Origin of the sequence: Gordonia heveisoli (assembly GCF_030315745.1) — a bacterium.
Classification (GTDB): Bacteria; Actinomycetota; Actinomycetes; order Mycobacteriales; family Mycobacteriaceae; genus Gordonia.
The window spans coordinates 51,690-71,970 of the sequence record NZ_JASXSH010000024.1 but is presented as its reverse complement, the minus strand read 5'-3'; the positions used below and the strand labels follow the sequence as shown (position 1 = coordinate 71,970).

At 67.7% G+C, this 20,281-nt stretch carries 21 protein-coding genes; 4 read left to right on the top strand and 17 right to left on the bottom strand.

Annotated features, from left to right (window positions below; all coding sequences use genetic code 11):
- Nucleotides 1–278 precede the first annotated feature (278 nt).
- The gene (locus QSJ18_RS17855; protein WP_286327971.1) at nt 279–764 is read right to left on the bottom strand and encodes a PPOX class F420-dependent oxidoreductase; all 486 of its coding nucleotides are present in this window, start codon (nt 762–764) and stop codon (nt 279–281) included.
- A 125-nt stretch (nt 765–889) separates the two neighbouring features.
- On the opposite strand from QSJ18_RS17855, the gene QSJ18_RS17850 reads away from it, so the two are divergent.
- A complete protein-coding gene (locus QSJ18_RS17850) occupies nt 890–1,060 on the top strand; it encodes a hypothetical protein (RefSeq protein ID WP_286327970.1) in 171 nt (56 codons plus the stop codon).
- 41 nt (nt 1,061–1,101) lie between these two features.
- Here the strand turns inward: QSJ18_RS17850 and lysS are convergent, their stop codons facing one another.
- From lysS to QSJ18_RS17835, 3 genes are all read right to left on the bottom strand, one after another.
- Nucleotides 1,102–2,712, bottom strand: coding sequence for a lysine--tRNA ligase (gene lysS, locus QSJ18_RS17845; protein ID WP_462476115.1), 1,611 nt, complete (start codon nt 2,710–2,712; stop codon nt 1,102–1,104).
- Nucleotides 2,713–2,761: 49 nt separating this feature from the next.
- Complete coding sequence (locus QSJ18_RS17840; protein WP_286327969.1) at nt 2,762–3,217, bottom strand: rhodanese-like domain-containing protein; 456 nt, start codon at nt 3,215–3,217, stop codon at nt 2,762–2,764.
- A 199-nt stretch (nt 3,218–3,416) separates the two neighbouring features.
- Entirely contained in the window at nt 3,417–3,743 is a 327-nt protein-coding gene (locus QSJ18_RS17835) for a hypothetical protein (protein WP_286327968.1), read from the bottom strand.
- 188 nt (nt 3,744–3,931) lie between these two features.
- On the opposite strand from QSJ18_RS17835, the gene QSJ18_RS17830 reads away from it, so the two are divergent.
- Nucleotides 3,932–5,164, top strand: coding sequence for a PucR family transcriptional regulator (locus tag QSJ18_RS17830; protein WP_286327967.1), 1,233 nt, complete (start codon nt 3,932–3,934; stop codon nt 5,162–5,164).
- A 33-nt stretch (nt 5,165–5,197) separates the two neighbouring features.
- Here the strand turns inward: QSJ18_RS17830 and QSJ18_RS17825 are convergent, their stop codons facing one another.
- The 4 genes from QSJ18_RS17825 to QSJ18_RS17810 are packed head-to-tail and all read right to left on the bottom strand — an operon-like array spanning nt 5,198 to nt 8,426.
- Nucleotides 5,198–6,010 (bottom strand): type III pantothenate kinase, encoded by an 813-nt coding sequence (locus QSJ18_RS17825; protein ID WP_286327966.1) that lies wholly within the window; start codon nt 6,008–6,010, stop codon nt 5,198–5,200.
- A gap of 18 nt (nt 6,011–6,028) precedes the next feature.
- Nucleotides 6,029–6,463, bottom strand: a complete 435-nt coding sequence (panD, locus tag QSJ18_RS17820; RefSeq protein WP_286327965.1) for an aspartate 1-decarboxylase — start codon at nt 6,461–6,463, stop codon at nt 6,029–6,031.
- Nucleotides 6,464–6,465: 2 nt separating this feature from the next.
- On the bottom strand, nt 6,466–7,440 hold the full coding sequence (gene panC / locus QSJ18_RS17815; RefSeq protein WP_286327964.1) for a pantoate--beta-alanine ligase: 975 nt from the start codon (nt 7,438–7,440) through the stop codon (nt 6,466–6,468).
- Entirely contained in the window at nt 7,437–8,426 is a 990-nt protein-coding gene (locus QSJ18_RS17810; protein WP_462476114.1) for a Rossmann-like and DUF2520 domain-containing protein, read from the bottom strand. The genes panC and QSJ18_RS17810 overlap by 4 nt, the downstream gene beginning before the upstream one ends.
- 266 nt (nt 8,427–8,692) lie before the next feature.
- Here QSJ18_RS17810 and QSJ18_RS17805 point away from each other — a divergent pair, with 266 nt between their 5' ends.
- On the top strand, nt 8,693–10,162 hold the full coding sequence (locus QSJ18_RS17805) for a serine/threonine-protein kinase (protein WP_286327963.1): 1,470 nt from the start codon (nt 8,693–8,695) through the stop codon (nt 10,160–10,162).
- Between the two features lie 91 nt (nt 10,163–10,253).
- Here the strand turns inward: QSJ18_RS17805 and QSJ18_RS17800 are convergent, their stop codons facing one another.
- From QSJ18_RS17800 to hpt, 9 genes are all read right to left on the bottom strand, one after another.
- Nucleotides 10,254–11,069, bottom strand: a complete 816-nt coding sequence (locus tag QSJ18_RS17800) for a hypothetical protein (RefSeq protein ID WP_286327962.1) — start codon at nt 11,067–11,069, stop codon at nt 10,254–10,256.
- A 146-nt stretch (nt 11,070–11,215) separates the two neighbouring features.
- On the bottom strand, nt 11,216–12,646 hold the full coding sequence (locus tag QSJ18_RS17795; RefSeq protein WP_286327961.1) for a DUF6779 domain-containing protein: 1,431 nt from the start codon (nt 12,644–12,646) through the stop codon (nt 11,216–11,218).
- Between the two features lie 99 nt (nt 12,647–12,745).
- Entirely contained in the window at nt 12,746–13,255 is a 510-nt protein-coding gene (locus QSJ18_RS17790; RefSeq protein WP_286327960.1) for a DUF3180 domain-containing protein, read from the bottom strand.
- Nucleotides 13,252–13,773: a 2-amino-4-hydroxy-6-hydroxymethyldihydropteridine diphosphokinase gene (folK, locus tag QSJ18_RS17785; protein WP_286327959.1), complete on the bottom strand. Its 522-nt coding sequence runs from the start codon at nt 13,771–13,773 to the stop codon at nt 13,252–13,254. The genes QSJ18_RS17790 and folK overlap by 4 nt, the downstream gene beginning before the upstream one ends.
- Nucleotides 13,770–14,147 carry a dihydroneopterin aldolase gene (folB, locus tag QSJ18_RS17780; RefSeq protein WP_286327958.1) on the bottom strand — a complete coding sequence of 126 codons (378 nt, stop codon included), beginning with the start codon at nt 14,145–14,147 and terminating at the stop codon, nt 13,770–13,772. The genes folK and folB overlap by 4 nt, the downstream gene beginning before the upstream one ends.
- Nucleotides 14,140–15,006 carry a dihydropteroate synthase gene (gene folP / locus QSJ18_RS17775; protein WP_286327981.1) on the bottom strand — a complete coding sequence of 289 codons (867 nt, stop codon included), beginning with the start codon at nt 15,004–15,006 and terminating at the stop codon, nt 14,140–14,142. The genes folB and folP overlap by 8 nt, the downstream gene beginning before the upstream one ends.
- A gap of 32 nt (nt 15,007–15,038) precedes the next feature.
- Nucleotides 15,039–15,689, bottom strand: coding sequence for a GTP cyclohydrolase I FolE (gene folE, locus QSJ18_RS17770; RefSeq protein WP_286327957.1), 651 nt, complete (start codon nt 15,687–15,689; stop codon nt 15,039–15,041).
- Nucleotides 15,690–15,761: 72 nt separating this feature from the next.
- Nucleotides 15,762–18,065, bottom strand: coding sequence for an ATP-dependent zinc metalloprotease FtsH (ftsH, locus tag QSJ18_RS17765; protein ID WP_286327956.1), 2,304 nt, complete (start codon nt 18,063–18,065; stop codon nt 15,762–15,764).
- Nucleotides 18,066–18,286: 221 nt separating this feature from the next.
- Nucleotides 18,287–18,820 carry a hypoxanthine phosphoribosyltransferase gene (gene hpt / locus QSJ18_RS17760; RefSeq protein ID WP_286327980.1) on the bottom strand — a complete coding sequence of 178 codons (534 nt, stop codon included), beginning with the start codon at nt 18,818–18,820 and terminating at the stop codon, nt 18,287–18,289.
- 788 nt (nt 18,821–19,608) lie between these two features.
- Here hpt and QSJ18_RS17755 point away from each other — a divergent pair.
- Nucleotides 19,609–20,247: a glycine zipper family protein gene (locus tag QSJ18_RS17755; RefSeq protein ID WP_286327955.1), complete on the top strand. Its 639-nt coding sequence runs from the start codon at nt 19,609–19,611 to the stop codon at nt 20,245–20,247.
- The last annotated feature ends 34 nt before the right edge of the window (nt 20,248–20,281 follow it).

The window sequence follows — 20,281 nt, the reverse complement described above, 5'->3', positions numbered from 1 at the left end:
CACCCCGACGCTCCCGAATCGCCGCGACCACACGCCCAATCGAAGCATCCAGAACGGCTCGCATACCAGCAGCGTCAACAGACAGCCACCCTCTCTCGGACACCGCGTAGCGACCATAGTCGGCGTAATCGCCCCACACCACACGCGGCAACGCCGGGTGATCCATCCCGGCGTTTCCGGAGACCTCAACTTGTGAGTGCTTCCTCCGGGGTGAGGGCACGTCTGTGATCGTAATGGAGCCGCTCAGCCTCGTGTCTGGGGTTAGCCGACCGGATTCCCTACGAGTCGGCGGCGTCCAGACGGTGCGCAACCTCGGCCGGGAAACCGCCGGTGGCGATCGGCCCCCAGCGTGTCGGCGTGATGCGGATCAGCGACTTGTTCTGCAACCGCATCGCCGCGCGGTACTCGTCCCAATCCGGATGTTCACCGGAGATGCTGCGGAAGTAGTCGACGAGGGCGTCCTCGGCGTCGGGCATGTCGAGCACCTCGGCGTCACCGTCGACCTGCACCCACGCACCGTTCCACTCATCGGACAGGACGCACACACCCGCCACCGGGGTAGTGCGCACGTTGACCGCTTTCGCACGGTCGGGGTAGGTGGCGATCACGATCCGCCCCTGCTCGTCGAGACCGCCGCTGACCGGCGACAGTTGCGGCTCACCACTGGCCCGCACGGTACTGAGCACCATCCGGTGGCGTGGGCGGATGAACTCTTCGAGGGCGGCGCGGTCGACGACATCGGCACGAGCGATTGTTCTGGCCATGGCGACCACGCTACGCCGACCGCCGGTATCGTCGTCGTCCCCGACCGTCCCGCCGCCCAGATTGTCCACCGCACTCTCCCCTTCGGTGGTTGCACTGTGCTACAACACAACTCATGGGACTTCGAATGACCTGCCCGTGTGGCCAAGCGCTCGTCGGATTTGACGACACCTTCATCCCGACGGTGCGCAAACATCTCACCGACAACCATCCCGGACACGAATACGACGACGATCAGATCCTGATGTTCGCCAGTTCGGTGTCCGACGACTACGTGCGGCAGCAGGCCGATGGTTAGCTCTCCTGCTCCGAGAGGTCGGTGACGACGGTCGCCGAACTTCAGGCGCGCGGCTTGACCAGCGGGAACAGGATGGTCTCGCGGATGCCGAGACCGGTGAGGGCCATCAGCAGACGGTCGATACCCATACCGGTGCCGGTGGTCGGCGGCATGCCGTACTCCATCGCCGCGAGGAACTCCTCGTCGAGGACCATCGCTTCGTCGTCGCCGGCCGCGGCCAGCCGCGCCTGGTCGACGAATCGCTCGCGCTGGATGACCGGGTCGACCAGCTCCGAATATCCGGTCGCCAGCTCGAAGCCACGCACGTAGAGATCCCACTTCTCCACGACACCGGGTACCGACCGGTGCGCACGCACCAGCGGCGAGGTCTCGACCGGGAAGTCGCGCACGAACACCGGCTGCGACAGCTTCTCGCCGACCATGTGCTCCCACAGTTCTTCGACGAGTTTGCCGTGCCCGTAGCCCTTGTCCTCGGGGACCTCCAGACCGACCCGGGCCGCGATGGCCAGCAGTTCGTCCACCGTGGTGCCTGCTCCTGCCGACGCGGGCACGATCTCCTCGCCGAGCGCTTCCGACAGCGAGGGATACATCTCCAGGGCGGTCCACTCACCGGACAGGTCGTAGATCGAACCGTCGGGCATGGTCGGCGTCTGGGTGCCGAGCGCGCCGTCGGCGACCTCCTGCACGAGTTCACGGATCATCGTGGCCGACGTGTCGTAGGTGCCGTATGCCTGATAGGTCTCGAGCATCGCGAACTCGGGCGAATGGGTGGAGTCGGCGCCCTCGTTGCGGAAGTTGCGGTTGATCTCGAAGACCTGCTCGATGCCACCCACGACGCAGCGCTTGAGGAACAGTTCCGGCGCGATGCGCAGGAACAGGTCCATGTCGAAGGCGTTCGAGTGGGTGACGAACGGCCGGGCCGCGGCGCCACCGTGCAGGGTCTGCAACATCGGCGTCTCGACTTCCAGGAAGCCACGCCGATCCAGGGCGGCACGCAGTTCCGCCATCACCTTGATGCGGGTGCGCGCGATGCTACGAGCCTCGGGCCGCATGATGAGGTCGACGAAGCGCTGACGGACGCGGGTCTCCTCGTTCATCTCCTTGTGCGCGACCGGCAACGGACGCAACGACTTCGACGCCATCTCCCACGAGTCGGCCATCACCGACAGCTCACCGGTTCGTGAACTGATGACCTGACCGTGCACGTAGACGATGTCACCGAGATCGACTTCGGCCTTCCAGCGCACCAGCGCCTCTTCGCCGACGCCGTTGAAGCTGATCATGGCCTGCAGCTGGGTGCCGTCGCCCTCCTGGAGGGTGGCGAAGCAGAGTTTCCCCTTGTTGCGCAGGAAGATGATGCGTCCGGCGACGCCGGCCTCGTCGCCGGTTTCGGTGCCGGCTTCCAGGTCGGGGTAGGCGGCCCGGATCTGTGCCAGCGAATGGGTACGCGGGATCGAAACCGGGTAGGCCTCGCGCCCGTCGGCCAGGATCTGTGCCCGCTTCTCACGCCGGATGCGGAGCTGTTCGGGGGTTTGATCGTCGGCCTGCTCGGATGCGGCCGGGGCGGGGCTGGTGGCCTCGACGTCCTGGGTGGGCCTGTTGTCCTTGCTGGCGCTGTCACTCACCCTGGCAACCCTATCGGGGCCGGTCAGCAGTCCAAAATTGGCACTGCCGGCCGCATGTGGCGGTGACCGCCGGCACTCAGCTCTCGTGCGCGGAGATGATGCCGAGGTCGTCGGCACGGATGGTGCCGTTGATGCCCGACTGACGCAGCCGACGATGACCGCCGACGACGAAGACGGCCCCGGTGACGCCGCGCGCCTGCAGATGCCAGGCGATCCACTCGGCCTCGTGGCCGTCCTCGCTGACCAGCACCCAACGGGCGTCGGTGGTGGCGACTCGCAGCGCTCCGGGCGCACCGGGGGTCAGTCGGTCGAGGATCTCGACGGCATCGATGGCCAGCGCACCGAACAGGGCGCCGTCGAGCTGACGTCGACGGTGGCTGCGGAGGTCGACGGCGATGGCGCCCGCACCGGTGGCGGCCAGGTAGTCGGTGGCCTGAATCGACAGTGGCGCGTCCGAGGCGGGAGCGTGCACCGGGGTAGGGGCGACAGCGAGAGCCGAAACGGATGCAGAAGAGAGAACAGGGGCACTCATGGCGAGGGAACCTCAGAATGATCAGAAATGAGCAGGGTCGGCGAGGGACGGCAACCGCAGAAGCGGATTCAGCCCTGACAACACTCGCGACAGCTCTTGATCACGTCGAACAGTGTGCCACAGACGACCGGTAGTTGACCAGACTGAACCGGTCTTTGTGATCAGCGTCGGTGAAACCTGCGTCGACGGCAGCCCCCGATCAGGCGGCGGACGTGTGTGCGGCGCGGTCCCGATAGTCGAGCACGCGGGCGACTGTCTCACCCGGGATCAGCGGATCGCCACTGGTGTAGACGTGCTCGCGGTCGGCGTTGCGGCGCCGCCGCCCCAGCGCGAAGGTACCGAGCGCGCCGAGATAGGCCACGACCATTCCCGCGCCCAGAATCGCGGCCAGTGCGCTCAGTCCGCTCGCCAAGGTGAAGACGCCGGCGCCGAGCAGCAGGAACCCGATCAGCATCAGGACGTAGCCGACCATGCCGTAGGGGAACCGGGCGACCTCGTGTGCGGTGTGAACGTGGTTGTCTCGCATTCGTTGTCCTCGCTTTCGTGGTGGGCGTATCGCTCGCGCGGCACGGTATTTCCGGTGCCGCACCGGCGACCTGACTTCCACTCTCGTCGTCCGATCCCGGCGGCGCCGCGGCAGAATCGACAAGAACGCGACCACACGTTGTGCACGCGGCCTTGTCAGGCGCGCACACCTCCGGGATCATCACGCCCATGGCGTCGCGATCGGAGTCCGCACGGCTGCAGCGGGTCGGCGCCCGACTACTGACCCGCACCGAGCCGATCGCGACCCGCATCCTCGAGCACGTCGAAGCGACCCGCCCGGACCTCGGATCCGACGCCGAGAGCGGTCTGCACGCCCTGATGGCGATGGTGATCACCAGCAACGTCGACAACGTCATCACCGCGATGTCGCAGGCGACCCCCATCGACGCGGTGCCGACCACCATCGCGAATGAGGAATTCGCCCGCCGCCTGGCCGAACGGGACGTCTCCGCGAGCGAGGTCGTCCAACTGCACCAGCTGGCCCATCATCAGCTCATCCTGGCCCTGCTCGACGAGATCACGGGTCCCGGAGACGGCGACGGCAACGGCGACGGCAACGGCGACGACCCCGATCCACCGGCGACCATTCGGGCGGTCGTGGACTATGCGAATCGATACAACGCTGCGGCCACCGAGGCCGCCGTGGCCGCCGTGGCCGCCTACACGCAGCGCCACACGCAATGGTTCTCGGCGCGACGGGTCGACCTGGTGCGCAGGGTGCGCGCGGTGCTCGCCGGTCATGAGGGAGCTGAGGTGTTGCGGCGGCTGGGTTGCGAACCCGACCGCCGCCACGTCGGGATCGTCGTCTGGGCTCCCACGACGGTGCCCGACATCGAAGCGCCGGCCGAGCGGTTGTCCCAGCTGCCCGGCGCGCTGGTGGTGCCGGTCGACGGGGCGACGATCCACGCGTGGGTGCGCGCCGACGACGAACCGTCGGCGCAGCTCTGGCAGGACGTTGGCGCCCGCGATCCGGGCCTGCGGATCGCGCTGGGTGCCCCGGCCACCGGGGTGGACGGCTTCCGCGCGACCCATGCCCAGGCACTGGCGACGCAGGAAATGGTGGAGAAGTCGGCACGTCCGGATCCAGCGGTGGTCGCCTACCGCGATGTCGCTCCGATCAGCTTCCTGGCCCGCGACCCGGCCGCCGCGGCCCGCTGGGCGTCCGCGGTGCTCGGCGACCTCGACGGTCCAGGCGCCGACCTCGACGAACTGCGGCTGACGCTGGCCACCTACCTGGACAGCGGGCAGAACACCGGACAGACCGCCGAAACCCTGTACGTACACCGCAACACGGTCACCTACCGATTGGCCAGGATCCGCGAACTGCTGCCACGGGACGCACGGCACCACGGAAGGCTCAATCTTGCGCTGGCTCTCGCCTATCGACACTGGTTCCCCTGACCCGGGGCGCCGTCGACGTGCGATCGAGGTCGATCAGCGGCGACGGGACTCGCTGCGCGGATGCTCTCGGGCCCGTTCGTGGACCAGGCGCAGCCCCGCCAGCGTGAGGTGGGTGTGGTGGTCGGTCAGCGAGCGGCATTCCTCGAACATCAGCGGCGCCAGATAGCCGGTCGCGACGACCGGCACGTCGTCGTCGTCGAAGCCGGGAACGGTGTCGCGTACCCGCTCGACCAGTCCGTCGACCTGACCGGCGAAGCCATACAGGATGCCCGACTGCAGCGCCTCCACGGTGTTCTTACCGAGCACGCTGCGCGGTGGCATCAACTCGACCTTGCGGACGGTCACGGTGTGTTCCGAGAGTGCCTCGACCGCCAGATTCACCCCCGGTGCGATGGCACCGCCGAGGAACTCACCCTTCTCCGACACCGCATCGACCACGGTGGCGGTCCCGAACGCGACGACAATACACGGGCCACCGTATTCATGGTGAGCGGCAAGGCAATTGGCAACTCGGTCGGTGCCGACCTCTTTAGGGTTGTCGACCAGCAGCGGCACCCCTGTGCGGACGCCGGGTTCGAGTAGCACATGCGGGCCACCGCCGAAGTAGCGCGGCACCATCACCCGCAGTTCCCGCAGCAGCGACGGCACCGTGGACAGCGCGGCCACCCCGGTCACCTGCTCGACGTCGGCGCCGAGCATGCCACGGATGGCCCAGGCGAGTTCGTCGGCGGTGTAATGCGGATCTGTGTGAATCCGCCAGTCCCGCACCAGTTTGGCATGATCTCCGGAACCCGCGAACACCCCCAGATGGATGTTGGTGTTCCCGACGTCGACGGTCAGCAGCATGGGCGTGTGCAGGTGATGTCAGGCGCCGGCGAAGACCGGGGCGTCGTTGTGTCGAGGATCGAGCAGACCCGACCCCTCGGGGGCGTGGGCCGGATCGGTTCCCTCGATGAGCACCCGGTTGTGGTCGTCGACGAAGACGACGTGCGGGGCGTAGTCGCGGACTTCCTGCTCGTTCAGCACACCGTAGGCAATGATGATGACCAAATCGCCGGGGTGAACGAGATGTGCTGCAGCACCGTTGATCCCGATGACGCCGCTGCCGCGTTCGCCGGCGATGGCGTAGGTGACCAACCGGGCGCCGTTGTTGATGTCGACGATGGTGACCTGCTCACCTTCGAGTAGGTTGGCGGCGTCGAGCAAATCCTGGTCGATGGTCACCGAACCGACATAGTGCAGATCGGCCTGGGTGACGGTCGCCCGGTGAATCTTCGACGTCATCATGGTGCGAAGCATCTTCACTGCCCCTCTGTGGTTGATTGCGAAACGGAGAACGTCTGTGCGGCAAGGTCGGTGAGGAACGCGTCGCGCGGGTCCTCGGCGAGTTCGTCGATTCCACCGATGGCGACGCCGACGTTGTCGATGAGCCGGGCGGGGCCGAGCCGCGCCGCCACCAGCAGCCGGCCGCTCCCCTTCTCCGGCGGATCCTCGAGCTGACGTCCGCGCAGCTCCAGGTAATCGACATCGATCTCGGGAACGTGATCGAGGACGGCCCGCGCCGCGGCGACGATCGCGTCGCGACCGCCCTCGGCGGCGTGGGCTCCGGCGACCAGTGCCGCCGACAGCGCGGTCGCCAGCTGACGCTGCTCCTCGCTCAGATAGCGGTTGCGCGAGGACAGGGCCAGCCCGTCGGACTCCCGCACGGTCGGCACCCCGACGATCTCGACATCGAGGTCGAGGTCGGTCACCATCTGCTTGATCAGCACCAACTGCTGATAGTCCTTCTCGCCGAAGTAGGCCGAGTTCGGGCCGACGATGTTGAGCAGTTTGTTGACGACGGTCAGCATCCCGCCGAAATGCGTCGGGCGGGCGATGCCGTCGAGGATGGTTCCGGCCGGTCCCGGCACGATCGTCGAGCGCGGGCCGTTGGGATACATCCCGGCCGCGGTCGGCGCGAAGACCAACTCCACCCCGAGCGGATCGAGCAGCGCGACGTCGGCGTCGAAGGTACGCGGATACGCGTCCAGGTCCTCATTGGCACCGAATTGCAGCGGGTTGACGAAGATCGACACCACCACGACGGTGTTGCCGCGGGACTTGGCGGTCCGGACCAACTCCAGGTGACCGGCGTGCAGCGCACCCATGGTGGGCACCAGCGCGACACGTTTCCCCGCGGCGCGCAGCGCGCGGGTGACCCGGCGCAGTTCCGCAGGGTCGCGGTGGACGGTCAGCTGCCCGGGGCGGTAGGCGGGAGCTGGTTCAGAGGTGGTCACGGTGCCTCCAGTACATCGAGCAGGGCGGGTGGCGGGGCGGTCAGCGTGCTGGCGCGGCGGGCCATCGTGCGGTAGGCCTCGGCGATGCCGTCGCGGCCGTCGCCGCCGGGAATGGCACGCAACGCCCGCAGATGACGGGCGACGGCGTCGGCGTCACCGCGGGCGACGGGACCGGTCAGCGCCTCCGGACCGAGTTCGAGGACGTTGGCCAGGGCGGCGGTGACCAACGGCGCGAGAATGCGTTGTGCCAGTTGTGCACCACTGCCGTCGACGGTGGCACGATCACGTCCGGAGGAGTCGATGGCGGTGTCGAGGATGGCCACCGCGTCAGCCATCAACGCGACCAGATTGTTGGCGCCATGGGCGAGGGCGGCGTGATACAGGGTGCGGTCGGCTTCGGCGATGCGAACCGGCTCGCCGCCCATCTCCAGCACCAGTGAACTCGCGATGGCGTCGCCGAGATCGTCGGCCGCGGTGATGCCGAAGCAGGTCTGCGCGAGCCGCGCGGTGTCGTCGTCGGTGCCGACGAAGGTCATCGCCGGGTGCAGGGCCAGCGGGACGCCGCCCCGCGCGGTGATCGGATCGAGGATGCCGACGCCGTGGGCGCCCGCGGTGTGGGCGACCAGGGTGCCCGGCCGCAGTGATGAGCTGATCGCGATCTCGGCGACAACCTGCGGCAACACCGCATCGGGCACGCTGATCACCAGCAGTTCCGACCGTGCGACGACGTCGTCGAGGTCGAGGATCTGCGACTCCGGCAGACGGCTGCGGGCGCGGGCACGCGACTGTTCGGAGTGCGCGACGACCGCGGCGACGACGTGGCCGGAACGCTCCAGCGCGGCACCGAGCGCGGTGCCGACCCGGCCGGCCGAGACGATGCCGACCGTGAGACGGGCCGGGGTGGGGAGGTTGGAGACACCCGGCAGATAGGCGCCGTCGCCGGGCACGCCCGACGGCACGCCGAAATCAGCGTTCGGTGAGGTCACCGCTGTCCTCCAAGAAGTCGTTCCAGTCCCGTGGTCAGCCGGTGGCCGCCGGTCGAGTAGCTCGCCGACGAATCCGGCACGGGTACCAGACGTTGCCCTGCCAGGGTAGGCCGCGCACGCGCCGGTGACCATCGGCTGTGATCGGGTTCACCCCGCCAGGCGCGCCCCGCGGGGTCGGTCGGCCGTGGGACAAGGCTCCTGACCTGGGCGGAAACGGCGTAACCTGAGATCCGCAGACGATCACACCAGCCGTGGGAGAACGTCCTATGAGTTTGACTCCGGGTACCGAGTTCGCCGGCTACACGATCGTGCGTCGTATCGGCGCCGGCGGTATGGGCGAGGTGTATCTGGCCCAGCATCCGCGACTGCCCCGCCAGGACGTCATCAAGGTACTCAGCGAACATTTCACCGACGACGCCATGTTCCGCGCCCGCTTCGTACGGGAGGCCGAGCTGGCGGCACGGCTGGATCATCCGTGCATCGTCAACGTCTACGACCGCGGCGAATCCGACGGCCGCCTGTGGATCGCGATGCAATACGTACCCGGCATCGACGGCGCCGCCCTGCTCACCGAGAGTCCCGACGGACTGCCTGCCCTCCAGGTCGCGACGATCACCGACGCGATCGGCGCCGCGCTCGACCATGCGCACCGCCACGGCCTGCTGCACCGTGACGTCAAACCGGCCAATATCCTGATCAGCGATCCGAATTCGGGCGAGGACCGAATTCGACTGGCCGACTTCGGGATCGCGCGACAGGCCGACGGTGGCACCGCACTCACCTCCGCCCACATGGTGATCGGGTCCTTCCCCTACTCCTCACCCGAGCAACTCTCCGGCGAAACCCTCGACGCACGCACCGATGTGTACTCACTGGCCTGTACCGTCTACGAATTACTCGCCGGGACAACCCCTTTCCCCGACCGCAGCCCGGCCGTCCTGATCCACCACCACCTGAGCGTGACGCCACCGCCGGTCTCGCAGCACCGAGATGATCTCCCGCCCGAGGTGTCCGCGGTCATCGCCCAGGGTTTGGCGAAGCATCCCGACGACCGTCCGGAAACCGCGGGCGCCTTCGCGACGTCGCTGCACAGCGCGATTCACCCCGCGACCGCAGGCCCCCTCGTCACCGCGCCCGGATCGACGCACCCGGGCACCACCCGGTTCGGGACGACGACGCCCGTGTCCGGTACCAGCGGTCCGACACCGACCGAGCAACCGCAGACACTGCGGGTGCGCGCCCGGGCGATACGAACCTCCACGTCGCCGGCCAGCCCGGCGCCAGCCCCCGCCGGGGTCGGCGATCCACCGTCATCGGCCACCTCCTTTCCACTGCCGATCACCGGCCACCCCGCCCGCAACACCACATACCCCCGCACCCGCAACACCTCACCGCCGTCCCACCCGCGACCTGTGTCTACAGCCAGACGTCCGACCGAAGTCGGTCCGGTCCGCGCGTCCGGCGACTATCCAGCACCGACCGGGGTGCACGAATCCTCGACAGCAGCCACCCGGGCGCTGGCCTGCGGTGTCGCCGCCGTGCCGTTGAGCCTGGTCGGTGGCATCGGGCTGCCGATCGGCGCGGCCGGATTACGGTTCGCGGCCCGCGCCCGCCACGGGTTCGGCCCCACCCCGCACGCGGTGGGGCTGGCCACCGTGCTGTGCGTCATCGCGATCGTCACCGGGATCGCGGTCATCAGCGGCGCGATCGCCTGGTCGCTGATCGTCGGGGTATGACGCGCAGCTACCTCACCGGTCTGATCGACGCCGGTTCGGCGCCCAGATCGCGGGGCTGTCCCCGATCGCGAGTTCGGCTCCCTGGGCTGGTTCAGTGCCCGAGGGCGCCCCGGGCTCCGACACCGAGATCGGCGCGGACGGTAGGCGCATCATCGTTGCCCGCCAACGGTTCCCGGCCACGCACCATCGCACCCACCGCGGCGTCGATCAGCCAGAGCACCGCGATACCGACCGCGAGGGCGGTCACGTCGTCGAAGGGTTTCGAGCGCCGGGGGGTGAGCGTGAGCAGCAGATCGTCGATCGCAATCCCCTGCGACACCAGGGTATTGATCAGCCCGTTGAGGGGATCGGGAAACCAGGTGTCGGTCTGGGATGCGTTGACGGCGAGCAGCGCAAGCACCGGAACGGCGATCAACCACCAGAGGTGCCGACGACGCGCGATCGACCACGCCACGATCATCATCGCGACGAACACCGGCACCCAGCGGGCGCAGAAATCCACGATTCCCACCTCGTGGGAGAAGACGAGGTAGCGCAGTTGCCCGATGAAGAAGCCGGCCGCACCGAGCGCGGCGATCGGGGTCGCGATGAGGGCGCGACGCCGGTCCCGCGACCACAGCGCGATCATCACGGCGTAGTAGACGGCCATCAACGCCATGAGCACCCAGATGAGTGCCAACGCCGTCGGCACACCGTTCTCACGGACGTAGGGCAGGTAGGTGTCCAGATCCGTCCCGTCGTGGTCGGGATCGAGCCGATAGAGCTTGACCGCGGTCGGCCACCACGCCAGCATCGGCGCGAAGAGTGCCACCGACATGAGACAGTCCCACACGGCCCGATTCCGGCCGCCGGTGACATCAGGGCCGGTCACATCAGGGCCGGGAATGCGGGGGTACGGACCGCTCATGGACCGAGTCTAGGCCGCAAACCGTCGATGATGGCAGGTCAGCGGCACAATGTCGGTCGTTCGGGGTCGGGCGTTCGGGGTCGGGCGTTCAGGGTCGGGCGTTCAGGGTCGGGCGTTCAGGGTCGAGGGTTGTCCGGGCCGATCGGTCAGTCCGCGCGCCTGCGGCGCCCACCGCCGGCCGCATCGGCCTGACGCAACTGATCGAGCAGTTCCGACACCGGCAGTCCCGACGAGTGGGTGCCGTCGGGGTCGGCATCGCCGCGGCGACGGCGTCGACCTGAACCGGCGACCTGTCCCGAGCCACCCTCGTGGCGCCCGGCATCGGCAACAGCCTGCTCACCGGCCTGGTCGGAAACATCTTCTGGGGTCGACGCTGCGGCGGTTGCGGCGCTCGGTTCGGCACCGGCGGTTTCGGTGCTGCCCGACTCGGGGCCGACCGGTTCGGGGGTGACCGGTTCGGGGGTGACGATCTGAGCGTCCACGACCGGTTCACCAGCATCGGCGGCTGAGGTTTCGGCCGCGTCCGCGGCTGAGGTTTCGGCCGCGTCGGCGGCTGAGGTTCCGGCCGCGTCCGCGGCTGAGGTTCCGGCCGCGTCGGCGGCTGAGGTTCCGGCCGCGTCCGCGGCTGAGTTTTCGGCCGCGTCCGCGGCTGCGACCGCCTCGATGACGGCCCGGCGCTCCCACTCGTCGGTCGGCGTCTCGTCGGTGAACAGCGGACGATCGACATTCGGTGCGGCAGTGGCCGTCTCGGCCGGGGTCTCCACGATCTCCGCATCCGAGACCGAGTCATCGGCGTGCGCCGCGGGAGTGGCGGCGGCAAATCCGCCGGCCGGTCCCGGATGGGTCGGAACCTCGCTCAGCGGGACCTCGGTCGCGATCCGGCCCGACATCGGATCATCGGTCACGATCGGGATGACCTCGGTCAGTTCGTTCGGATCCACCGCCGACTCCTGATGGCGGCCGTCGTCGGCGGCCGGGGCGGTGGCGGCGAAGTCGCGCGCGGCGACCGCACCGTCGTCGGCCGTCGCGAATCCCGATCCGTATCCGCCCGGGTAGTCACCGGAGCCGTATCCCGGCGCCCCCGCATAGCCGCCGAGGCCGGAAGCCAACTCCCGCAGCTTCTCGTTGGGCAGCGCGGTCCGCTGCTCCGGCAACGATTCGCCGAGCAGCATCTCCAGACTCGATCGGAGTGCGAGGACCTGCGCCTTGAGTTCGGCGAGTTCCTCGTTGCCCTCCTGGGCAACCTCCTTGCGGATCGTGGTCTCGACGTCGAGCTCATATTGGCGGCGCGCCGCGATCTCGCGTTCGAGCTGAAGTTCGTACACCAGTCGAAGGTCGCGGCTCTTGGCCTCCGCGCTCTCGGCCTGTCTGCGGAACTTGGTCACCAGGATCGCCCCGATCACCGCCGCCCATAGCGCCGCGATCACGGCCAGGGACGCAGTCATGGACAGGTCGTCGGTGAAGACCATGAGGATGCTCGCGGCGAGCGCGAGCACGATGAGGAGACCGAGTAACCACTGCCCCGCCGACCGCCCGGAACGTCGGGTTTCGGCGGACCGGCCACCTGAGGTCGTCATGATCGTGAACTTACCTGCTGATAGTGCTTTCGTTGGCGAACCTGAGGCGGAGAGTCACGAATATGTCAGCGGTCTTCGCAGGTCGACCATTGCGGTGACTCATGCCACAGGAGTCGGGTCATCGGGTGCGCGGCAGCAGTACTCGAGCCACAATGCCGCCCCGACGAGCGCGATTCCACCCACCACGCCGATGATCGCGGCAGGCGTGTCATGGTCGGCCGCGGCGTTGTCGGTCTGGGCCAACACATAACCGAGCAACCCGGCCCACACGCCGACCGCGATCGCGCCCAGGATCGCCGACGACTTGGCCAGCGCCAGCACCCGCGCAGCCGTCAGCGGATGCAACTGCCCACGGGCGCGACCGACATCGCGCGCCGCCACCCGGTTGCGGACGACGAAGGCGATGACCACCTCCAGTGCGGCGAGTACATAGAGCACGATCCCGGCCAGCAACGGCATCGGCGGCAGACTGGAGTAGTTGTAGCGGACCAGAATCCACGCCAGCAGGGCGACGACCACCGCGACGGCCAGCAGATCGCGTACGCGCGTCGGGCCGAGTCCGGGCTCGTCTTCGGGCGGGGTTCCACCGAGCCGGTCGGGTGCGGTCATCGGCCGATCCCCACCAACGGTCCCGACTCACGGACCCCGGCGACCTCGTCTGGGTCGAGAGCGTCGATCAGATCATCCACCGCACGCATGCCGTCGGGTGTCCAGAGCGTGGCGTCGGGGTCGATCTGGCGCCACGGCACCAGCACGAAGGCGCGTTCGGCTGCCCGCGGATGCGGCAACGTCAGCACCGGATCGTCGGAGACGACGACCCTCCCGGCATCGTCGGTCACCGAGATGACGTCGACGTCGAGCGTGCGCGGCCCCCACCGGATCTCGCGGGTCCGGTGCGCCGCCTGCTCCAGGCGCGCACCGAAAGCCAGCCATTGCGACGGCGAGTACGGTCCGTCGGCGATCAGGGTGATGTTGTGGAAATCGTCCTGATCGACGCCACCCCACGGCGCGGTCGTGAAAACATGCGACACCGCGACGAGATGGTCGGCGAAACCGTCGACCACCGACCGCAGATGGGCGGTCCAATCGCCGACATTCGTGCCCGCGGACAGCACCGCCCGGCTCATCGGAGGTTCATCGCCTTACGCGACCGGCGGGTCACCACGGCGACGTCATCGAAAACCAGCGGGATCGGGGCGGACGGCTTGTGCACCGTCACCTCGCAGGCGGCGAGCCGTTCGTCGGCCATCACCGCCTCGGCGATCTCCGCACCGACCGTCTCGATGAGATTGCGTGGTTCACCAGCGACGATGTCGTGAACCTGCTGCGCCAGCGCACCGTAATCCGCTGTGTCGGCAAGATCGTCGGAGGCCGCGGCAACGCTCAGATCCATCCACAGCGTGACGTCGATGATGAAATCCTGGCCGTCGACGCGTTCATGTTCGAAGACGCCGTGATTGCCGCGCACCCGCAATCCGCGCAATTCGATGCGATCAGCCATCGTGTGTCCTCCCGCGTTCGGGCTCGGTGGTGCTGCGCGACCCGCCCGCCAGCCACGTGTGTGCGACGAGTACCGCGTCCCGACTGGCGGCGACATCGTGTACCCGCACCCCCCACGCGCCGCTCATCGCCGCCATCGCCGAGATCGCCGCGGTCGCCACATCCCGGCCGGCGGGCGGGCGGACGTTGCCGTCCCCGTCGGCGAGCAGGGTACCGAGGAATCGTTTCCGCGAGGCCCCGACCAGGATCGGGAATCCGAGACCGACCAGCGTGGGCAGCGCATGCAGCAGCGCCCAGTTGTGTCCGGCGGTCTTGGCGAAACCCAGTCCGGGGTCGAGGATGATCCGGTCGGGATCGACACCCGCGCCGACCGCGGCGTCGACCTGCGCCAGCAGTTCCCCGCTGACCTCGGCGACCACATCACGGTAGCCGCCGACATCGCCGATGCGATGGGTGAAGTGACGGTCGGAACTGTCCCCCGCGGGACGCCAGTGCATCAGGATCCAGGGCACACCGGCGTCGGCGACGACACGCGCCATGTCGGCGTCCGCGCGACCGCCGGAGACGTCGTTGATCAGCTGCGCGCCGGCCTCGATGGCTGCGGCGGCGACCGATGCACGCATGGTGTCCACCGAGATGCGGGCACCTTCGGCGGCCAGCACGCGGATCACCGGGGTCACCCGGGCGGCCTCGAGTTCGGGGTCGATCCGCACCGATCCAGGGCGCGTCGACTCGCCGCCGATGTCGATGAGGTCGGCGCCTTCGGCCAGCAATGTGCGGCCGTGCGCGATGGCCGCGTCGGTGTCGAGGTAGCGACCGCCGTCGGAGAACGAATCGGCGGTCACGTTGATGACACCCATCACCAGGGCACGGGCGTCGTCGGCCGCCGGGGTCACCGCGAGATCAGGTCGAGTGCTTCGCCTCGCGACACCGCACTGGTCTTGAACAGGCCGCGGACCGCCGAGGTGGTCGTCGTCGCACCGGGTTTGCGGATGCCGCGCATGGCCATGCACAGATGTTCGGCCTCGATGACGACGATCACGCCGCGCGGGCTGAGTCGCTCGACCATGGCATCGGCGATCTGGCTGGTCAGCCGCTCCTGGACCTGCGGTCGCTTGGCGTACAGGTCGACCAGCCGTGCCAGCTTCGACAGGCCGGTCACCTGCCCGCTCTCACCGGGGATGTACCCGACATGGGCGACGCCATGGAAGGACACCAGGTGATGCTCACAGGTCGAGTACATCGGGATGTCCTTGACCAGCACGAGTTCGTCGTGGTCCTCGTCGAAGGTGGTCGCGAGCACGTCGCTGGGATCGGTGTACAGGCCGGCGAACATCTCCCGGTAGGCGTTGGCGACTCGGGTCGGGGTGCGGCGCAGACCCTCGCGATCGGGGTCCTCACCGACGGCGAGCAGCAGTTCCCGAACCGCGGCCTCGGCACGCTCCTGGTCGAATGCACCCACCGCCTGCGTGTTGCGTCGCTCCGTGTCGAGACGCACCGGGTCGATCCCGGTCTCGGTGTCGTCGCGTTCGCTGATCGTCATCTCCCCTGCCTTGTCGTCACCGACCGCCGTGGGCGGTCGCGTTTCGGTCTGTCGCCGGCCGCGTATGCGGAGTCAGCTGTCCTGGTCCCGGCCCGGCTGAGGGTGACCGTTCTGACCGCTGCCGTTCTGACCGTGCTGACCGGCACCGTTGGCGTGGTGCTGACCGGGTGCGGGCGGTGTGGCCGGCGGCCAGCCCGGTGCCGACCAGTCGCGCGGGGCGCCATAGTCGGGCCGGGTGCCACCGGCACCTGGGTACTGCCCCTGCGGCGGATAGCCCGGCTGGGCGGCTCCCGGTGTGCCACCGGTGTAGGGCGGGTAGCCCTGGTACTGCGGATACGGCTGGTCCTGCGGCGGATAGGCGGGCACCTGGCCGGGCACCTGCGGACCGCCCGGATACGCGGGGGCACCGACCGGTTCCGGAACCGGAGCCGGTTCCGGCGGCCACGGCTCGCCACGTTCGATGGCCAGCTCGCCCGGCGTCTTGATGGGCGGCTTGTCGCTCGGGGTACGGTCGCCGAACTCGTTGAACGCGGTGATCCGCGGGCGTTTGACGACGTTCTCGAAGATCTTCTCCAGATCCTTGCGGGTCAGCGTCTCCTTCTCCAGGAGTTCGGTGGCCAGCACGTCGAGGGTGTCGCGGTACTCCGACAGGATCGCCCAGGCCTCGGTGTGCGCCGCTTCGATCAGTCGGCGGACCTCGTCGTCGATCTCGCTGGCGATCTCGGCCGAGTAGTCGGTGTGGTTGCCCATCGACCGGCCGAGGAACGGATCGCCCTGGTCCTGGCCGTAGCGCACTGCACCGAGCTTCGCGCTCATGCCGTATTCGGTGACCATCGCCCGGGCGATCTTCGTCGCCTGGTCGATGTCGGAGGACGCGCCGGTGGTCGGCTCGTGGAAGACGAGTTCCTCGGCGGCGCGACCACCCATCGCCATCACCAGCCGGGCGATCATCTCCGAACGGGTGAGCAGATCCTTGTCCTGCTCGGGGACGGCGAGCGCGTGACCGCCGGTCCGGCCTCGGGCCAGGATGGTGACCTTGTAGATCGGGTCGAGGTCGGGCATCGCCCACGCGGCGAGGGTGTGTCCGCCCTCGTGGTAGGCGACGACCTTCTTCTCGTGTTCACTGATGATCCGGCTCTTACGCCGCGGCCCGCCGATCACCCGGTCGACGGCCTCTTCGAGCGCCTCGGCCGTGATGACCTGCTTGTTCTCACGGGCGGTGAGCAGCGCGGCCTCGTTGACGACGTTGGCCAGGTCGGCGCCGGACATACCCGGGGTCCGCTTGGCCAGACCGTCGAGATCGGCGTCGGGATCGATCGGCTTGCCCTTGGCGTGGACGTGCAGGATCGCCTTGCGGCCCGCGATGTCGGGGTTGCCGACGGGGATCTGGCGATCGAAACGGCCGGGACGCAGGAGCGCCGGGTCCAGGATGTCGGGGCGGTTGGTGGCCGCGATCAGGATGACGCCGGAACGGTCACCGAAGCCGTCCATCTCGACCAGCAACTGGTTGAGGGTCTGTTCGCGTTCGTCATGTCCGCCGCCGAGCCCCGCGCCGCGCTGACGGCCGACGGCGTCGATCTCGTCCACGAAGATGATGCACGGACTGTTGTTCTTGGCCTGTTCGAACAGGTCACGCACGCGCGAGGCGCCGACACCGACGAACATCTCCACGAAGTCCGAACCCGAGATCGTGAAGAACGGCACGCCGGCCTCACCGGCGACGGCCCGCGCGAGCAGCGTCTTACCGGTTCCGGGCGGACCGAACAGCAAGACGCCCTTGGGGATCTTGGCGCCGAGCGCCTGATACCGCGTCGGGTTCTGCAGGAAGTCCTTGATCTCGTAGAGCTCCTCGACCGCCTCGTCGGCGCCCGCGACGTCGGCGAAGGTCGTCTTCGGCATGTCCTTGCTGAGCTGCTTGGCGCGGGATTTGCCGAAGCCCATCACCCCGCCACGGCCGCCGCCCTGCATCCGACTCATCACGAAGAAGAACAGGCCGAACAACAGCAGCATCGGCAGCACGAAGATCAGGATCTGCCAGATCGCCGACTGTTCGTTGACGTTGGTCGTGTACTGCGAGCCGGTCGCCTTCACCGCGTCGAACACCTGATCGCCGGCCTGGGCCGGGTACTTGGCGCTGATCTTGTCGGCTTCGTCCTCGCCGACCTTGATCGGCTTGTTCAGCTCGATACGCAGCGTCTGCTCGCGGTCGTCGATGCTGATGAACTTGGTGTTCTTGTCGTTGAGCTGGGCCAACGCGATGGACGTGTCGACGCCCTTGTACTCGCGGTTGGAGTCACGCAGCACCGTCCAGCCCCACACGGCAAGCACGAGCAGCACGACGATGACGACGTTGCGGATGACAGTCTTACGTTTCATGCCAGTTGGTGGAGGTCGGGTTCCGCGGCCAGTTCAGGCGATCGCGGGACGCCCGGTCCCGTGTCCTTCCGATCGGTGTGTGAACGAAGTGAACGGGCACAACCCGCATTCGTCCCTATAGAGGCTACCGGTCAACGATCACGCGGGCGAAACCGTTCCCGGAGATACGGCGTACCGATTGTGCTGGGCCGATCCGATCGTGAACGCCGACGGGAGCCGCGTCAGGACGAGTAGACGGCCGACTTGAGGCGGCCGATGTAGGGCAGGTCGCGGTAACGCTCGGCGTAGTCGAGTCCATATCCGACGACGAATTCGTTGGCGATGTCGAACCCGACCTCGGCGACACGCACCGGCGAGCGCACCGCCTCCGGCTTGCGCAGCAGCGTGCACACCTCCAGGCTGCGGGGCGAACGGGTCGCGAGATTCTTCATCAGCCAGGACAGGGTCAGCCCGGAATCGATGATGTCCTCGACGATCAGGACGTCCCGGCCCTCGATGTCGCGGTCGAGATCCTTGAGGATGCGGACGACGCCCGACGACGAGGTCGCGGATCCGTAGCTCGACACCGCCATGAACTCCAGCTGCGACGGAATCGGCAACGCTCGAGCGAAGTCGGTCATGAACATGACCGCACCCTTGAGAACCCCGATGAGCACGAGATCCTCGTCGATGTCGGCGTAGCGGGCGGCGATGGCGTCGGCCAACTCCTGGGTCCGCTGCCGGATCTGATCCTCGGTGATCAGGATCGCGTCGATGTCGTCGTGATAGGGATCGACCCGGCTGCGATCGGTGGTGGGATCGGTACCCGTGGGATCGGTGCTGGTGGAATCGTCGCGCTGCACGCTTCCAGGGTGCCATGCCGCCGCGTGCCGCAGTGCAACCACCCGCCAACCCGGCCCGCCGAAAGTAGGGGACGAACATTCCTCCCCGACTTCCGCGCTCCTCCCGTACTTACACCTCGGGGACGACTACAGACCTCGGGGACGAACAGTCGGCGCCAGAAGACCCGCGAGGTGTGGTCCGAGCAACGTCAATCCGACACCCTGACCGGCGCCAATAAATATCACTAGCCCAATTTGCCGATAACTAATCACGTCGATTAACAATCTCCAAACAACGGTTAGTAATTGTTGAATGCGACGACAATTCCACCACTTCCGATTGGCACACTTCACCACGCCAATGACCAGAGAGTAGAAATATTCCACGACTATTTACAGCCAGCTAATCACGCTCAGATAACTGCTGTTATCATCTGAAACTTGGGCAACATTTTTCGACATTTATCCGTCCGGAATCTGTGATTGTGTTGCCAGGCGGCAGCCGCCGTCCGATATGTCCACCGTCACCGAGATCGCCACCGTCAGCCCCGGTGCAGTCCCCCAAGTTGCACTGGCAGAGTCGATTTCGCGTGCACAGAAGCCGAAAGTCGAGGATCATCTCCATGCCAGATCACCAGCGGTGCCCGCATGTCCGCGTGCCCCGATCAACCAGTGCAGCCCCGTCGACAAAGATGTCGGTACTGGCCGCCCTATCCCTAGCGGTGGCCGCATTGTCGTTCTTCGCCACCACCGCGACCGCGGCTCCACGCTCGGCCCCAAACGTCGGATACACCCTCTCCACCACTGCGACGACCGTCGATATCACCGTCCGCGACGGATCCGTCGGAGTCGCCAACGGCATCGCGTCGATCCGCAACCTGGCCGGTCGAGAGGTATTTCGTCTACCCCTCACCTATCGGATGGAAACCCATCAGTTCCCGATCGACGCACGCACCGTCGGTAAGACGTTGACCCTCACCCCGTCGAAGAACCTCGCCCGCTCGACGCCGGTGAACCCGATCGAGGTCGAGGCCGTCCGCGTCGCCGCACGCACCCAGGTCGACGCACCCACGACCCGGCAGGAGCGCGACGACGCCGCGTTGGGCCGCCTACTCCAGACGATCAGTGCCGGGATGACGATCTCCTCCCTCGTCGGCCTGGCCCTCGGCGCGGTGGCCGGCGGTGTCATCGGATGCGCTCTCGGACTGTCCATCGGCGGATTCGGATGCCTGCCCGCGATCCCCTTCGGCGCGTCCATCGGCTCGATCATCGGGACCATCCTGGGCGGTGGCGGCACCGTCGTCCTCGCCGGTATCCAGTACCTGCAGACGATCACCTCGCCCTTCGTCCCAGGTCGCTGAGTTCGCTCGTTTCGATGCTCACGGGTGTCGATAT

Bases quoted from the DNA above. Each gene is read 5' to 3' on its own strand.
- ftsH (WP_286327956.1), bottom strand. From the start codon at position 18,065: ATGAAACGTAAGACTGTCATCCGCAACGTCGTCATCGTCGTGCTGCTC.
- QSJ18_RS17825 (WP_286327966.1), bottom strand. From the start codon at position 6,010: ATGCTGCTGACCGTCGACGTCGGGAACACCAACATCCATCTGGGGGTG.
- folP (WP_286327981.1), bottom strand. From the start codon at position 15,006: ATGGGTGTCATCAACGTGACCGCCGATTCGTTCTCCGACGGCGGTCGC.
- QSJ18_RS17835 (WP_286327968.1), bottom strand. From the start codon at position 3,743: ATGCGAGACAACCACGTTCACACCGCACACGAGGTCGCCCGGTTCCCC.
- QSJ18_RS17795 (WP_286327961.1), bottom strand. From the start codon at position 12,646: ATGACGACCTCAGGTGGCCGGTCCGCCGAAACCCGACGTTCCGGGCGG.
- folE (WP_286327957.1), bottom strand. From the start codon at position 15,689: ATGACGATCAGCGAACGCGACGACACCGAGACCGGGATCGACCCGGTG.
- QSJ18_RS17800 (WP_286327962.1), bottom strand. From the start codon at position 11,069: ATGAGCGGTCCGTACCCCCGCATTCCCGGCCCTGATGTGACCGGCCCT.
- QSJ18_RS17850 (WP_286327970.1), top strand. From the start codon at position 890: ATGACCTGCCCGTGTGGCCAAGCGCTCGTCGGATTTGACGACACCTTC.
- QSJ18_RS17855 (WP_286327971.1), bottom strand. From the start codon at position 764: ATGGCCAGAACAATCGCTCGTGCCGATGTCGTCGACCGCGCCGCCCTC.
- QSJ18_RS17830 (WP_286327967.1), top strand. From the start codon at position 3,932: ATGGCGTCGCGATCGGAGTCCGCACGGCTGCAGCGGGTCGGCGCCCGA.
- QSJ18_RS17840 (WP_286327969.1), bottom strand. From the start codon at position 3,217: ATGAGTGCCCCTGTTCTCTCTTCTGCATCCGTTTCGGCTCTCGCTGTC.
- QSJ18_RS17790 (WP_286327960.1), bottom strand. From the start codon at position 13,255: ATGACCGCACCCGACCGGCTCGGTGGAACCCCGCCCGAAGACGAGCCC.
- panD (WP_286327965.1), bottom strand. From the start codon at position 6,463: ATGCTTCGCACCATGATGACGTCGAAGATTCACCGGGCGACCGTCACC.
- QSJ18_RS17805 (WP_286327963.1), top strand. From the start codon at position 8,693: ATGAGTTTGACTCCGGGTACCGAGTTCGCCGGCTACACGATCGTGCGT.
- folB (WP_286327958.1), bottom strand. From the start codon at position 14,147: ATGGCTGATCGCATCGAATTGCGCGGATTGCGGGTGCGCGGCAATCAC.
- folK (WP_286327959.1), bottom strand. From the start codon at position 13,773: ATGAGCCGGGCGGTGCTGTCCGCGGGCACGAATGTCGGCGATTGGACC.